Below are 14,420 nucleotides of genomic sequence, written 5' to 3'. Positions count from 1 at the left end.
GGTGTGTGGAAATAGGGACGTTGACTGTCCCTATTTCCACACACCGATCACTCCCTGTCACCTGCCGCCTCGCGCCCCGCGAACCAGGGCACACACATCGCCACCATCGCCGCCGCGGCCAGCAGCAGCGAAGCCTGCGTCACCGGCCCGTAAGCCCACTCCTGACCGTGCCCCAGCAGCCGCCCCGCCACCGCGACGAGCGTCCCCACGACCATCCCGCCGAAAGCGAGGTACCGCGGCGCGCGTTCAGTGAACTGGCGGGCCAGCAGGACGGCGATCAGCAGCACGATCGGCAGCATTCCGCCCAGTACGGCCAGCAGCCCGATGAGCACCACCGGGACCACACGCCCGGAGCCCGCCCCCACGGACACGTGACGACGGCGGACCGGCCACAGCACGCCGATCAGTACCGCCAGGATCGCGACAGCGCCGATCAGCAGGCCGGATCGGTACTTCCAGTCCGGAGTGAACTCCAGCTGGACGGAACCGCCGGAACCCGCGGGCAGGATCCAGGCCTGCTGCCAGCCGTCGACGCGCGTCTTCACCAGCGGAGTCCCGTTCAGCGAAGCGGTCCAGCCCGCGTTGGCGTTCTCCGGGACGGCCAGAATGGACTCGTCGCCGCCCCCGACGGTGACCGATCGGGACGTCGCGTCCCAGGAGTCCACGGAGACGGCGCGATGTCCGGCAGCCGAAGCAGGCTGCCCGACAGGCTTGAGCCACAGATCTTGGACCACAAAGGACTCGGACCGGTCCGTCCGCAGTTCGTGCCCGCCCGCCGCCAGGTCGACACCGCCCTGGGAATCGGGGCACGCGGCCAGCGTCAGCGGCCGGTGCGCGGTGAAGTCGGCGAGCGTGCCGCGCACGGAGGTGTCGTAGTCGAGACCGTTCAGGTGGACGTTCGGGCCCGATCCGCAGGGCACCGTGAACTCCGCGGCCGGAGCGGGAAGGTCGGCGCCGGTCAGGGACAGGCTCCCGATTCCCAGTGAGTTCCGGGTCCGCTGGTCGTCGTCGAGGCCGGCGAACGCGATCTTCAGCTGCGACGTGTCCAGGGGTGGGAACGTCGCCGCGCCGGACGCGTCGAGTTCGACGGAGCGGCTCGACGTCGGTGTCGTCAGTTCCAGCCGCGCCGGCGCCCGAGCGGTCCCGCCCGGGTCGGCGGCGACGCGGAGCCCGGAGATCGTCCGCGGTTTTTCCCAGTCCAGGGTCAACGTCGGCCGCAGATCGGTGACGTCGGGCAGCCAGGCGGTCGCGGGATTCCCGTCCACCGCGGCGAACGCGCTCGCCGCCGGATCACCGCCCAGTTGCGAGGTCGCCGACACCCGCACCCCCGGCAACGCCACCGGGGCACGGCCGCCCCCGGCCGGCAGCGCGGTCCCGCCGAACTCGTAGGCGCTCTGCGACGTCGTCGAGAACAGCCGCCGGATCCCGTCCGGTTCTTCACCGTCGCGTCCGGCGGAAGCGTCGCAGCGGACGCGCCCGCCGTCCGGCACGCACGCGTACCTCGGCTGCTGGCCCCGCGTGAACGCGAATCCCGGCGCGGTGCCGGCCCCCAGATCGGCCGGGACTTCCAGCGCGCGTTGCGGTTCCGCGCCGGGGATCTTCAGGTCCGAGATGCCGACGTTCCCGTCCTGCCTGCCGACCACGAGCGAAAGCAGCGTGATCCGCACCTTGCGCGTCACCCCCGCCGGCGCCGGGTAGGTGTGCGCCCCTTCGCCCCGGACGACCTGGTGATCGACGGAACCGTTGTCCGTGGTGATCCGGATCCTGGTCGGCGGCCAGCCGACGCGGATGTCGTCGACCATCGCGAGATCGACCGTGTTCACCAGCCTCGGGGTGTCCAGTTCGACTTCGAGCCATTCCCCGATCGGACCGGTGAAACTCGAGGAATGCCAAGCGGTGCGCGGATCCCCGTCCAGCGCGGCGAACGGCTGGTGGCTCGGGTCCGAACCGCCGAAAGCGTCCGCGAACGACGCCGCCGTCGACGCGGTCACCGAACGGATCCCCCGGTACGCGGCCACGGTCTGGTGCTGTTCGCCGGGGAACGGCAGGACGTCCAGCGCGGCACGTTGCTGTCTCGGCGATTCCCCCGCGGTCAACGTCTGACTCAGGTTATCGCGCACCCCACCGACATTGCGCTCGGCGCGACGCAGCCCGTCGGTGACCAGCCTCGGCCCGGTCGGCGAACCGCCGTCCCCGGTCAGCACTGTCGGCGTGCCGGGGTCGAGTTGCCCGGAGTTCATCAGCGGCAGCAGGTTTTCCGGGCCGCCGCTCACCGTCGGGACATCCTTCGAGGACGTCGCCGTGACCAGCGGAACCGGACGCTTCACCTCGAAGATCTCCAGCGGCCCGAACTGGGCCGACTTCTCGATCCCCGGCGATCCCGCCAGCCCGGCGCGCAACGTCGTGAAGTCGGGGGCGCCGACCTTGGCGCGGTCGATGTCGCCACGCAGCATCAGGAACCGGTAGCCCGAGCGCGCGAGCAATGCGGCGAGCCCGGGATCCCCTCTGCCATCGGCCAGGGCCGCGTCGACTGAGTCCATCAGGCGGGTGTTGCCCTCCGAGCCCAGCGGGACCTGGTTGCGCACGGCCCACGGACTGTCCGCGATGGCCTGCGCCGGTTCGTCCACCGTGCGGCCCCAGTCGTACTCGCCGAACCCGGTCGCGGGCAGCAGCAGCGTGCGCGCCGTCGCGTCGGTCTTGGTGACGTAGCCCATCGCGTCGTACCAGTATCCCGGCACCTCGTCCCAGCCCGGCCCCGGCCGCAGTGTCAGCAGCCAGACCGGCGCCGCCATCACCAAGACCAGCAACACGCCCAGCGCGGGCCGCAGATTTCGCCGCACCGCGGGCGCGGCACTCGTGATGCCGTGCACGAAGGCCAGCATCAACGGCAGCCGCAGCACCGGCTCGAACTTGTGCACGTTGCGCAGTGGCGCGAGCGGGCCGTCGAGCAGATGCCGGACGGTCTCCGCCAGCGGGCTGTCGAGCGTTCCGACGTAGCCGACGGTCAGCAGCGTCAGCCCGGTCAGGACACCGAGCATCAGGAACCGCCGCTCGGGCAGCCCGCGCCGCGCGAGGCCGAACAACCCGACCGCGGCCACCAGCCCGGTGGCCGCCATCAGCACGGGATTGTCGATCAGTGCCCAGCCCGACGGCCACCACGGCGTGCCCTGCACGACGTAGGCGACCCACTGGTTCGTGCCGCGCAGCACCTCGAACAGCGACATCGGCGCCGTGGTGTTCGTCGCGGATTCGATGTAGTCCAGGAACGGCAGGCTGTACTGGCCGAGCAGCACCAGCGGCAGGATCCACCACAGCATCACGCCGGCGACGAAGACGAACCACCAGATGACGAGTTCGACGTGCGTGCTCCGCCATTTCCGGGTCAGCAACCACAAACCGGGCAGGACGAGCGCCATCACGACCATCGCGCCGTTGATCCCGCCCATGCACAGCACGGCGAGCGCGGACAGCCCGGCAGCACGACGTGGGGAACCGATGCGATCGGCGAGGATCAGCGGCAGCAGCACCCACGGCAGCAGGACGGCGGGCAGCATTTCCGAGGACAGCGAACCGATCTCGGTGACCATCCGCGGCGCGAGGGCGTAACCGGCTGCTCCGATCAGCCGAGTCCGTTCGTTCCCCATCTTGAGCGCGCGGGCCACCAGCAGCGCGCCCCCGAAGGCGACCGAGAGCAGGATCGCGCACCACAATCGCTGCGCGATCCACACGGGTATCCCGACGGCCTGGCACACCGCGAAGAACGGTCCCATCGGGAACAGGTAGCCGTACGCCTGGTTCTGCAGTTCCCCCGCCGTCGCCTGGGGATTCCACAGGTGCAGCGCCCGGCCGAGGAAGGCCAGCGGATCCACGGCCAGGTCGAGTTTGGTGTCGAAGGTCGTCCTGCCCGGACGCTGCAGAAAGGACAGCACGGTGAAGGCCAGCACGATCCACGTGCTCGGCCTCTTCACGAGCGCGCCGGGGGTTACCATCCGGTAGATACTAGGCGGAAACGTGGCTACTATGCGCCCATGACAGACGGTTTCGAAGAAGCGTGGTCGCACGCCGAGCCCGTCAAAGGCTGGATGACGCGGGATCAGGGCCTGGCCTTGTGGAACGCGGCGTCCCGCCTGGACAAGGGTGACCTCATCGTCGAAATCGGCAGCCACCAGGGACGTTCGACGATCGTGCTCGCCAGTGCCGCCCGCACGGTCGGCGCGCGGGTGGTCGCGGTCGACCCGTTCGTCGACGGGCGGCTGTTCGGTGGATCCCCGACACGCCAACGGTTCGAGGCGAACCTCAGAAAGGCGGGCGTCGAAGACGTCGTGGAACTCGTGGCCGAGTACAGCACGAAGCTCCGGCCGCGCTGGGACCGTCCGATCCAGCTGCTCTACATCGACGGCAAGCACGACTATTGGACCTACACCGACGACCTGCGCTGGTCCACGAACTTGGACGACGGTAAGGAAATCCTGGTCCACGACTGCTTTTCCTCGATCGGTGTCACCTTGGGCACGATCGCGAAAGTCCTCTTCGGACGGCGCTACACCTATCTCGACCGCGCGACGTCGATGGCCCGGTTCCGGCTCACGCCGCCGTCGGCGAAGGACAGACTGCGCGTGATCGCCCAGTTGCCGTGGTTCCTGCGCAACGTCGGGATCAAGATCCTGCTGCGGCTGCGGTTGGCGCCCGTGGCGAAGATCTTCGGGCACGACAGCCCGTACGACCCTTACTGAGTGAGCGGCCTGCCGACGTCGACCTTCGCGAGACAGACGGGAGAACCCTTGGCCGACAGCTGGAAACCGATCTTGTCGAACAGACCCTCGATCGGCAGGTACATCGTGTGCAGGCCGGGCTGGAACCACACCGGCACGCGCACCCCGTCGCGGTCCACGACACCTTCGCCGCCGTCCGAGGTGAAGTAGTCGAGCCGCAGCAGGTGACGGCCGAGAACGGGCGTGTCCAACGGAACCCGGACCAGCTGCTCGCCAATGGTGTACCCGCAGCCCGCCACCGGGCCGGGCAAGCCGCGGGAAATCGTTTCCACACCGGTGATCGTCTTCGCGGTGCCCGAATCGTCCAAAAGGGACATCCGGCTGGTCGGCTGGTCGAACTGGAACCCCGGGATCAGGCCCACCACCCGTGAGGCACGGGCGTTCTCACCGAACCAGCCGTGCAGGATGTCGTTCGGCACCGTCGTGTCGTACAGGACGAGATCGGGGTCCCGCTCGATCGAAGCGCGCGCGTTGGCGAGGAACTCCCGGGAATGTTCGAACCGCAATCCCGGCGCCAGCCGGGAAAAGCCCACGGCGGAACTCGCGATCAAAGCGAGACACAACACCAGCGCCACCGGGCGTTTCGCCGGGGACGGCACGGGATCCGAAAGCCTGTCGAACGGTTTGGGTTCCAGGAAGGCGAAAGCGAGACACAGCACGACGACGAGCGTCAGATCGGCGACGTAGCGAGGGTCGCTGCCCAGTTCGGGGCCGACCTCGGTGAGCCGGGTGGCCGCGGAAAGCCCGATGTCCGCCACGAACACCAGGCCCAGCAGGACCCACGCCTTCTTCGCCCGGAGACCGCCGACGCGGACCCCGGCGACCAGCACCGCGACGGCCACGAGCAGCAGCAGGATCCGCACCACGACAGGGGAAGCCGCGAAAGTCGCGCCAGGCCCCGGCCCCGACCAAGGCCCACCGGCCAGCCCCGGCACCAAGGTGTCGCCGAGCATCCGCCCGGTCATGTCCGCGACCGTGCCGACGGTGACCGGACCGCCGCCCTGCCCGACCTGGCTCGTAGTCAAGGCCAGGAAAACGGCGGCGTAGCCCGCGAGGACGACGGCGAAGACACCCATGAGCACGGCGTGACGGCGCAGGGAAACCCCGAGCAGCACGGTGATCCCGGCGACCAGCACCGGGATGAAGACCGCCTTCTCGTAGAAGGCGAGCCCGAAGACGGTCCAGGCCACGGTGGCGATCGCCCAGCGACCACCGTCGGCGAGATACCGGACGTGCGCGTGCAGGGCGGCGGTGGCCGCCAGGAGCACGGGCGCGATCTGGATGGCGTACGCCCACCACAACGTCGGGACGAGCAGCAACGTCGACGTGGTGAACATCGTGAACGGGACGAGAATCCCCCAACGGCGCCCGAAACAGCGCACCAGGACCGCCCACAGCAGCGCCGAGGCCGCCGCCTGCATCGCCAGGACCGGTGCCATCAGCACGGCGAAGTTCAGCGGAGCCCACGCTGTCAGCAGGTCGGCGAGCAGGAATCCGCCCGGCGCGAGATGGCCGTGGTAGTCCTGGAAGAAGTAGCCGAAGTCGAACGGGCCCGCCTTCGCGGCGTGGTAGGTGATGACGAAGTCGTCTTGCGCGAGGCTGCCGCGCAGCGCGGCCCAAGCGTGCAGGACGAACGGGATCACGCCGGCGACGATCGCGGCGATCGTGACCGGCGAAGGTCTCTTCCCCCGGACAACCACGTCTTTCCTCAATTCTTGCAGGTCGGCGGCTGGCACATGATCTTGCTCAGCGCCTGGTAGAAGACGTCCGAGATCTTCCGCGGATCGGGGGTGGTGAACGAATCCCCGCCGGTGGCGGTGGAGACCTGGCGCAGCTCGGACGCGTCGATGTCCGGCCCGATGCCGATCCCGATGACGGGCAACGGTTTCCTCGGGTCCTGGAGCTTGCCCAGCTCTTCCAGCAGCCGCGGCAGCCCGATCGTGTCGCTGTCCTCGTTGCGGCCGTCGGTGAGGACGACGACCAGGTTGATCCGGCCGGGTTTCCAGTTCTGCCTGGCGTTCTGGTACGCGGCGAGGATCGAATCGTAGAGCCCTGTCGCCCCGCCGGGTTTCGGCCGCACCGCCTGCAGTTGCTCCACGCCGCCCGAAGTCGTCTGTTCGGCGATCGTCTTCATCGGCAGCAGGACCCGGTAGTCCTTGTCACCGTCCAATTTGGTCGAGAACAGCCACAACCCCAGTTCCGTGGTGGGTTTGAACAGCCCGAGGCCCTGCGTCGCGGCCTGCAGGGTGAGTTCCATCCGGCTCTTCCCCGTGCCTGGTACGGCGGCGGCCATCGAGCCGGAGACGTCGAGCAGCACCTGGACCCGGGCGCTCAGGTTCGTCCCCGCCCAAGCCTGCAAAGCGGCGTACAGATCCGTCACGGGCGGGGCACCGGGCGGATGCGGCGCCGGGTCGGTCCGGCTGTCCTGCGCCCTCGGAACGGCGAAGTGACCGTTGGGCGCGCGGAATCCCGCGTCGGCGAAGGTCCCGGCGGCGAGCGGGTCGAGCAGCAGTCGCAGAAAAAGTTCCGCCGCTGTCCTCGACGCCTCCGAGGCCTTGGGCAGCACGACATACGGGTAGTCGAACCCCTGCACCGGGACGCCCGGGTACGCCGCCACGAGATTCCGGGCGAGGACGGACTGTTCGGCGGCGGGGAAAGCGGCCGGGAATTGGCCGGGCGCCGGGTTCAGCTTCCGCAGGGCGGCGGTGAAGGCGGCGGCCGGATCGGGCGCCTTCTCGGTCAGCTTCCGGAGGCCGAGCAGCGTGGCGATGCCCAGCGGATCCCGGGCCGGGTCCGGCATCCCGACCGGGGACTCGTCGAGGATCTCTTGCCAAGCCGGAGTTTTCCCCGGCCAGCCGAACCGACGCGCGGTCTCGTCGGGAAGTCCCAGCACCACCGGGGAATTCGCCACCGATTGACCGGATTCCGGGAGGTTCCACGCACCCGCGTCCCTGGCCTGCGACAACATCGTGCTCGACTCGGGGATCCAGACGTCGGGCCCGCCGGAGGTGGTGGTCCCGAGCAGGTCGGCGGTCTTGGCCGACTCGCTCGCGGTCACGTTGACACTGAAGCATTCTTCCTGCGGCACGGTCGCCGCGAGCCGGGTGAGCACCGGCGCCACGTCGGGCGCGGCGGTGATCTCGACCGGCGTCAGCGCGTCACAACCGTTGCCGGCCAACCGGGCCCGGAGATAGTCGACGCCCCACCAGGCACCGAGCGCGATCACCAGCAACAGGCTCAAGACGACGACGGGCGCGGTGAAACGCCCTCCACGCCTCGGGCCAACCTGCATGTGCCTGCCTCCGAGGTGCGGGGTGAGGACCTGGGATGTTGCCCAATCCGCCCGCGCACGTCAACCCTCGGGTAACTTAGCGCGCCTCGCTACGGCAAACGGCCTAACCGAAGTACCGCCCCGCCCCGATGTGGGCACCGGCCGACTGCCACCAGCCGGCGTCGCCTGTCGAATCGATCCCGTCCGCGATCACCGTCGCGCCCGCGATGTTCGCGGTCTCGATGAGGTTCCGCAGCGAACGTTCCGCCAGCGGTTCCGTCCGCCGCTCGGCCAGCCGGGGAGCGATCCGGACCATCCGCACGGGCACGTCCACGAGACAGACGACGTCACCGGCGACCCCGAAGTCCTGCAGCTCGGCGTCCACCCCGATCTCGGCGAGGAGATGCAGGTTGTCGACGGTCTCCCCCAGTTCGGCGAGCACCGCGCCGGCGGGGAAGCCCAGCCGCAGCCGGGACGGCCCGAGGCCGGTGGCGGCGAGCACGTTCCGCACCGACCCGACGAGATCGGGATCCGCGGCCTGATGCGGGCTCAGGCCCACGACCATCGGGAGCCTGTCGTCCGACTCCTCGCACGCGGTGCGGATGAGCCATTCGCCGAGCGGCACGATGAGACCGGTCTCGTTGGCGAAGCGGACGCAGGTGTCATGACCGATCCGGCCGTGCCGGGGATGGTTCCACGCGAGCCGCGCCTCGATACCCGCGGGCCTGCTGTCCGCCAGCCACGTCAGCGGCCGGAAGCTGACCTCGATCTCGCCGGTCTCCCAGGCACCCGCCATGGAGACGGCCAGGCTGAACTCGTGCCGTTCCCTGGTGTCGAGGGCGGAATCGGACAGCGCCCACTGCCGGTAGCCGTTGGCCTGCGCCCGGCGCAGCGTCATGTCGGAGACGCGCAGCAGTTCGTTCGGCGCGATGTCCCTCGGCGGCCGGTGCACGACCCCGACGCACGCCGAGACCGCGACCCCGCTGCCGCCTTCGAGGTAGACCGGTTCGGACAGCTCCTGGTTGATCATGCCGATGACGGTGGCGACGTCCGGGCTGGTGGCGGTGTTCTGGATGAGGATGCCGAATTCGTCGCCGCCGATCCTGGCGACGAGCGCGTCCTCGCCGCCGACGACGACCCGCAGTTTCGCGGCGACGTTCTTCAGCAGGTCGTCGCTCTGCTTCTGGCCGAGACCGCCGGCGATCAGGGAGAAGCCGTCGAGGTCGAGGTGGTAGACCGTGACGCCGAAGGCCGGGTCGGCGTGCCGCAGCGCCCGCTCCATGCGGGTGCCGAAGAACTGCCTGTTCGGCAGGCCGGTCAGCGGATCGTGCAGGGCCTGGCGGCTCAGTTGCCGCTAGAGCAGGGAGACGTCGGTGTCGCCGTCGACCAGGGTGATCAGCTGCTGGGCTTCGCCCGCCGGATCGCGGATGACGGCGCCGGTGAACCCGGCCCACGTCGGTTCCTCGTCGTCGGTGACGAGTCTTCGTGACATCTCCAGCCGCGGGCTCTTGCCTTCGAGGAGCTTCCGGTAGCCCTCGCGCAGGCCTTCGGCGTCGTCCGGATGAACGAGTTCGTAGAGGTTGAGCCCGATCAGATCGGCGACGGGCCGGTTGAGCATGTCGGCGAACGCCGGGTTCACCCGCTGGACGCGGCCGTCCACCCTGGTGACGGCCACCCCTGTCGCCGATCCGGTGAACAGCTGCTCGAAACGCGCCTGCGTGAGCACCAGTTCACGCCGGGTCTCGCGTTCGAGGGTGACCAGGGTGCGGCTCAGATCCTCTTGCTGCGTCTGGATGCTCTCCCGCAAGGCCTCGCCGTAGCCGGACGCGAGCGCGCCGAGCACCTGCAACACCCGTTCGGGGAGCGACTTCACGCTCCGCAACTCCGGCTCGTGCAAGAGCCCCTTGCCGAGTACCTCCATCGTGCGACGCAGACTGTCCGGCCCGACGCACCTGAGCGCGACGAGCCGCGCGCCGGCCTCGGTGGCCTGCACGGGCTCGGCATCGTCACTCAGCATCGCCGCGAAGACCTCGTCCAGCAGAGCCGAGAAATGCTCTTCGATCTGGGCATGGGTATACGGAAGATACGCCGTACCGGTGACCAGGTACGCCCACTTGCGAGCGAGCGTGGCCCGGGTCGGGGCGGCGTTCTTCCGCTTCGGCGACGCGGAGGATGAAGTTCTCTTCGGGGCGTCCGGCGATACCGAGAACTCATCGCCGTTCGGAAGTGGGGCAGTCACGTCCGCCGGTCCTGGGGTCGTTTTCGTATTCCGTGGTGGAGAAACATCCTCCACGATTCTCTGGCCATACTCACGGTTTACCGGTCACCCAATCGGGTGGTAACCCTAAGGTACTGCAACACCGATCTTATCCCTCAGCCAATCGCGCGTGGCGTCCCGGTACAGGGACGCGTTGCGGTGTAGTGCCAACGAATGTCCGGCACCGGGCAGAACATACGTGGAAAGTTCGGCCTCGGGCCGGTAGTACGGCGCTTCCGCCGGACGCAGCGCCGCCCCGCTCGAGCAGTCCCGGAGCGCGAACAAACCGCAGAACAGGATGTCTTTTTCCCCGACAGCCTGGAAAACCGGCACCCGGATCGCTTTCGTCGCGGGCAGCACGATGCCGAACACGGCGACGGTCCCCATTCCCGGGACCGAAACCTGATCCTTGGTCGCCTCGTCGGCGGCAATGACCTGCGGGTCGGAATCTTCCGTCGCGTAGAACAGTCCGGCGCGCGCCCCCGGTTTCGTCGTGAAATAAAGCGGATCACTGCCGAGCGAGCCGAGCCTGTCGTCCGCGAACGCGGGCTGCAGGCCGAAAAGCACGCCGAGGGTCAAGGCGGGCACCGACGGCAGATGCGTCATCCCGCTGAGGATCACGCCGTCGACGTCCTGATAGGTCGACGCCTCGGCCGCGACGATGCCCGAACCGACCGAATGCCCGACGATCACGACCTTCCCGAACGGCGTGCCACCGACCCGGCCCGCGCGCAGATGGCCGATCACCTCGTGCATCGAGCGCGCCAGCACCGGCAACAGGAGCGGGAGGCTGAGCGGTTTGCTGCTCCCGCCCGAACCGAGCTGATCCGCGGCGAACGTCGCGTAACCGTGCTTGGCCATGTCGCGCTGGTACGAGTAGCGATCCGGGTCGTAGGGCAGATCCCAGTAGGCGCTGTTGTAGGTGCCGCCGTGCACCAGCAGCTGGATCGCCTCGGGTGTCGGGCCGTCGGGCAGGCAGAACCGGCCGTGCACCGTGGCCGGTTCGCCGAGCGCGCCGGTGACCGGCAGATCCAGGTCGGAACAACGGATCTCGACGGCCGCCGCCGGGGCGGCGACCAGGAAACCACCGAGGAGCGCGCAGCAGGCGGCCACCGCGGTGGCCAGTTTGAGCGGCATTCTCACAGAACCCTCTCCGGAATCGGGACGCTCGGAAGGAGCACGAACCCTACACCTGGTAACCGAACGCTCACCGTCCGCCCGGGGTTCGCGGCAGCACGGTCATCGGCAATCGGTTCGGCTGCATCGTCGCTTTGATCTTGGGAAAGACCTTCACCCCTGGTAGCGGTTCCAGCCGCCACCGCGCACCGATCGTCGCCGCGACCAAGGCGATCTCCGTCGGGGCGAACTGGTGACCCGGGCACAGCCGGGCGCCGGCACCGAACGGGATGAAGGCGCCTTTCGGCAGCTCGGCGGCGCGCTCCGGTTCCCAGCGATCCGGGTCGAACCGTTCGGGTTCGGGGAACCAGCGCGGATCGCGATGCAGCGTGTGCTGACTGACCGCGACTTCGGTACCGGCGGGAATCCGCACACCGCCGAGTTCGACGTCCTCCCGCGCGCGCCGCATCAGGATCACCGGCGGGGTCCGGCGGACGACCTCGTTGATGATCCGCTGCGTGTAGACCAGGCGCGGCAGGTGTTCGAACCGCGCGGGCCCGCCGTCCAGCACCTCGTCGACCTCGGCGTGGAACCTGCGTTCGATGTCCGGCCGCGCCCCGATCTCGTGGAAGAACCACGCCAGCGCGACGGCGGTGGTCTCGGCGCCGGTGGTGAGGATCGTGATGACCTCGTCCGCCACCTGACGGTCGGTCATCTTCTCGCCGGTCTCGTCATCCTTGGCCAGCAACAACATCGACAGCAGATCGCCCTGGTCGCCGCCCTTCTCACGCGCTCTGAGGACGGCGTCGCCGATAACCCGCCGCAGCCGCGCGGCTGCGGCGTCGAACTCGCGGTTCGCCGGGATCGGCAGCCGCTCCACGAACTTCGGCGAGAAGGCCCGGACCATGACGTACTTCAGCATGATCGGGATCGACCGCTGGATTTCGGCGAGCGCTTCGTCGCCGAGTTCGGTGGAGAACAGCGTGCGCCCGGAGATGGTCAGCGCGAGATCCTGCATCCGCCGGTCGAATTCGACCACCTCGCCCGGTAGCCACGAGTCGGCGAGGTCCACGGCGAGCGTCGTCATCGTCGTCTCGGCGTAGAGCGCGATGCGGCTTCGCTGGAAGGCGGGCAGCATCATCCGCCGTTGCCGCTGGTTGAAGGCGCCGTTGGAGGTCGCGAGCCCGTCGCCGAACAGCGGCCGCATCTTGTCGAACACGATGCCTTTGTCGAACTTCCCCGCCTCGACGGCGAGCAGCCGCCAGGCCAGTTCCGGTGTGGTGACGAGGTACACCGGCATCGGGCCGAAGTCGAGGCGGACGACGTCGCCGTGCGATCGCAGTGACGACAGCAGTTTCACCGGGTCGCGGAGCATCGGCACGGTGTGCCCCAGCACCGGCCACCGGCCCGGTGCGACGGCGACCTCCGGAATTGGTGCCATCGTGCTCGTCTCCCGGTGGTCCTAGGCCGCTGAACCCGGTCACCTTAGGACCACCGGGCCGCGGACGGGGTTCCGTCGCCGCACATCCACACGATCGGACGATGGCAGCCCGGTCCCGAGCGCCCGCTAGACTCCTGTGCCCCAAGGGATCCCCCAACCGAACGGCGGCGACGACGGTGACTTCGAACCTGAGCTGGGTACCCCCCGAGGTCGACACGACCGTGCCGAATCCCGCCCGGGTCTACGACTACTGGCTCAACGGCGACCACAACTTCCAGGCCGACCGCGACCTTGGCGAACAGATCCTGAAGATCATGCCGGGGATCCGCGACGCGGCCCGGCTCAACCGCGCCTTCCTGCGGCGTGCCGCGCTGCACATGGTGGAGGCGGGGGTGCGGCAGTTCCTCGACATCGGCTCCGGGATCCCGACGGTCGGCAACCTCCACGAGATCGTCCAGCAGATCGACCCGGCGTGCCGGGTGGTCTACGTCGACCGCGAATCGGTCGCCGTGGCGCACGCCAAACTGCTGCTGCGCGGCAACGACCGGTGCGCGGCGATCCAGGCCGACCTCCGCGACGCCAACGACATCCTCGACGCGCCCGAAACCAGGGAACTGCTGGACCTCGACCAGCCGATCGGGCTGTTCATGTTGCTGCTGCTGCATTTCGTGCCCGACTCCTGGGATCCGCACTCGATCCTGGCCCGCTACCGGGAGCGCATCGCCCCCGGCAGCTTCCTCGCCCTCTCGCACGTCGCCGCCGACGCGGACTCGATCGGCCTCGACGAAGCCATCGAGGCGTACAAAAGCACCCAGAACGACCCCATCCCCCGGACCCACGACCAGGTGCTTTCGTTCTTCGAGGGCTTCGACGTCGTCGAGCCCGGCGTCGTCGGCTGCGCGATGTGGAACCCCCAAGGGGCGGGCGACATGTCCAACGATCCGGAGATCAACTCACTGCCGTACGCCGGGGTGGGCCGGAAGCCCTGAGCCCCCTCCCCCGGATGTCATGAAAGGGTCGTTCAGGACACATTTCGTCCTGAACGACCCTTTCATGACACCCCCCGGGGATCAGGGCAGCACGTCGGTGACGGTGTCCTTGATGACCTGCCACCTGCCGTGCTCGCGCACCAGCGTCAGGCTGATCGTGTAGTGCCTGTCGATGTTCTGCGACGGCACCTTGTAGTAGGCGTCGAGGATCGCGTAGCCCATCGCGCAGTTCTCGACGACGGTGTGGGTCACCGTCCACGGCATGCTGTACTCGTACGGAAGCTTGAACTGCACGTCGACCACCGGCTCCACGTTGGCCTCGTAGCCGATGAACAGCTGCCCCTTGCGGCCGATGGTCACCATGTTCTGGTGGATGATCGCCCGGTAGCGCGCCTCGTCACGTTTGTTGTAGCTGTCCATGTCCTCCCACACAGCACGGTCGAACGCGCGCCGGCAGGACTGGCGCTCGTTTTCGGCCCCTTGGTCGCCGGCGGCCGCCGCCGCAGGGACGCCGATTCCCGCCGCCGCCACGACCAGCCCGGCCAACGCCGCGTAATACCGCTTGCGCATAGGG

10 protein-coding genes are annotated in these 14,420 nt (G+C 68.8%); 2 read left to right on the top strand and 8 right to left on the bottom strand.

Annotated elements, in window-relative coordinates; genetic code table 11:
• Nucleotides 1-47 precede the first annotated feature (47 nt).
• Nucleotides 48-3,989 carry an alpha-(1->3)-arabinofuranosyltransferase gene (locus tag ACZ6YV_RS13235; RefSeq protein ID WP_465509798.1) on the bottom strand — a complete coding sequence of 1,314 codons (3,942 nt, stop codon included), beginning with the start codon at nt 3,987-3,989 and terminating at the stop codon, nt 48-50.
• A gap of 39 nt (nt 3,990-4,028) precedes the next feature.
• Between ACZ6YV_RS13235 and ACZ6YV_RS13230 the strand changes: the two genes are divergently transcribed.
• Nucleotides 4,029-4,733 carry a class I SAM-dependent methyltransferase gene (locus ACZ6YV_RS13230; protein ID WP_465509797.1) on the top strand — a complete coding sequence of 235 codons (705 nt, stop codon included), beginning with the start codon at nt 4,029-4,031 and terminating at the stop codon, nt 4,731-4,733.
• Here the strand turns inward: ACZ6YV_RS13230 and ACZ6YV_RS13225 are convergent.
• The 6 genes from ACZ6YV_RS13225 to ACZ6YV_RS13200 all read right to left on the bottom strand — a co-directional run bounded on the left by ACZ6YV_RS13225 (nt 4,727) and on the right by ACZ6YV_RS13200 (nt 12,857).
• Nucleotides 4,727-6,472, bottom strand: a complete 1,746-nt coding sequence (locus ACZ6YV_RS13225; RefSeq protein ID WP_465509796.1) for a hypothetical protein — start codon at nt 6,470-6,472, stop codon at nt 4,727-4,729. The genes ACZ6YV_RS13230 and ACZ6YV_RS13225 overlap by 7 nt on opposite strands.
• Nucleotides 6,473-6,480: 8 nt before the next feature.
• Nucleotides 6,481-8,064: a substrate-binding domain-containing protein gene (locus ACZ6YV_RS13220; protein WP_465509795.1), complete on the bottom strand. Its 1,584-nt coding sequence runs from the start codon at nt 8,062-8,064 to the stop codon at nt 6,481-6,483.
• A gap of 103 nt (nt 8,065-8,167) precedes the next feature.
• On the bottom strand, nt 8,168-9,355 hold the full coding sequence (locus tag ACZ6YV_RS13215) for an EAL domain-containing protein (RefSeq protein ID WP_465510177.1): 1,188 nt from the start codon (nt 9,353-9,355) through the stop codon (nt 8,168-8,170).
• 42 nt (nt 9,356-9,397) lie between these two features.
• Nucleotides 9,398-10,282: a PAS domain-containing protein gene (locus tag ACZ6YV_RS13210; protein WP_465509794.1), complete on the bottom strand. Its 885-nt coding sequence runs from the start codon at nt 10,280-10,282 to the stop codon at nt 9,398-9,400.
• 105 nt (nt 10,283-10,387) lie between these two features.
• Complete coding sequence (locus tag ACZ6YV_RS13205; RefSeq protein WP_465509793.1) at nt 10,388-11,437, bottom strand: alpha/beta hydrolase; 1,050 nt, start codon at nt 11,435-11,437, stop codon at nt 10,388-10,390.
• 70 nt (nt 11,438-11,507) lie between these two features.
• Entirely contained in the window at nt 11,508-12,857 is a 1,350-nt protein-coding gene (locus ACZ6YV_RS13200) for a cytochrome P450 (RefSeq protein ID WP_465509792.1), read from the bottom strand.
• 176 nt (nt 12,858-13,033) lie between these two features.
• Here ACZ6YV_RS13200 and ACZ6YV_RS13195 point away from each other — a divergent pair, with 176 nt between their 5' ends.
• On the top strand, nt 13,034-13,846 hold the full coding sequence (locus ACZ6YV_RS13195; RefSeq protein ID WP_465509791.1) for an SAM-dependent methyltransferase: 813 nt from the start codon (nt 13,034-13,036) through the stop codon (nt 13,844-13,846).
• 81 nt (nt 13,847-13,927) lie between these two features.
• On the opposite strand, the gene ACZ6YV_RS13190 is transcribed toward ACZ6YV_RS13195, so the two are convergent.
• Nucleotides 13,928-14,416, bottom strand: a complete 489-nt coding sequence (locus ACZ6YV_RS13190; RefSeq protein ID WP_465509790.1) for a hypothetical protein — start codon at nt 14,414-14,416, stop codon at nt 13,928-13,930.
• Nucleotides 14,417-14,420: the final 4 nt, after the last annotated feature.

The organism is Amycolatopsis sp. NPDC102522 (assembly GCF_055584485.1).
This window is presented reverse-complemented; position numbering and strand designations above follow the sequence as displayed.

Bases quoted from the DNA above. Each gene is read 5' to 3' on its own strand.
- ACZ6YV_RS13235 (WP_465509798.1), bottom strand. From the start codon at position 3,989: ATGGTAACCCCCGGCGCGCTCGTGAAGAGGCCGAGCACGTGGATCGTG.
- ACZ6YV_RS13230 (WP_465509797.1), top strand. From the start codon at position 4,029: ATGACAGACGGTTTCGAAGAAGCGTGGTCGCACGCCGAGCCCGTCAAA.
- ACZ6YV_RS13220 (WP_465509795.1), bottom strand. From the start codon at position 8,064: ATGCAGGTTGGCCCGAGGCGTGGAGGGCGTTTCACCGCGCCCGTCGTC.
- ACZ6YV_RS13205 (WP_465509793.1), bottom strand. From the start codon at position 11,437: ATGCCGCTCAAACTGGCCACCGCGGTGGCCGCCTGCTGCGCGCTCCTC.
- ACZ6YV_RS13200 (WP_465509792.1), bottom strand. From the start codon at position 12,857: ATGGCACCAATTCCGGAGGTCGCCGTCGCACCGGGCCGGTGGCCGGTG.
- ACZ6YV_RS13190 (WP_465509790.1), bottom strand. From the start codon at position 14,416: ATGCGCAAGCGGTATTACGCGGCGTTGGCCGGGCTGGTCGTGGCGGCG.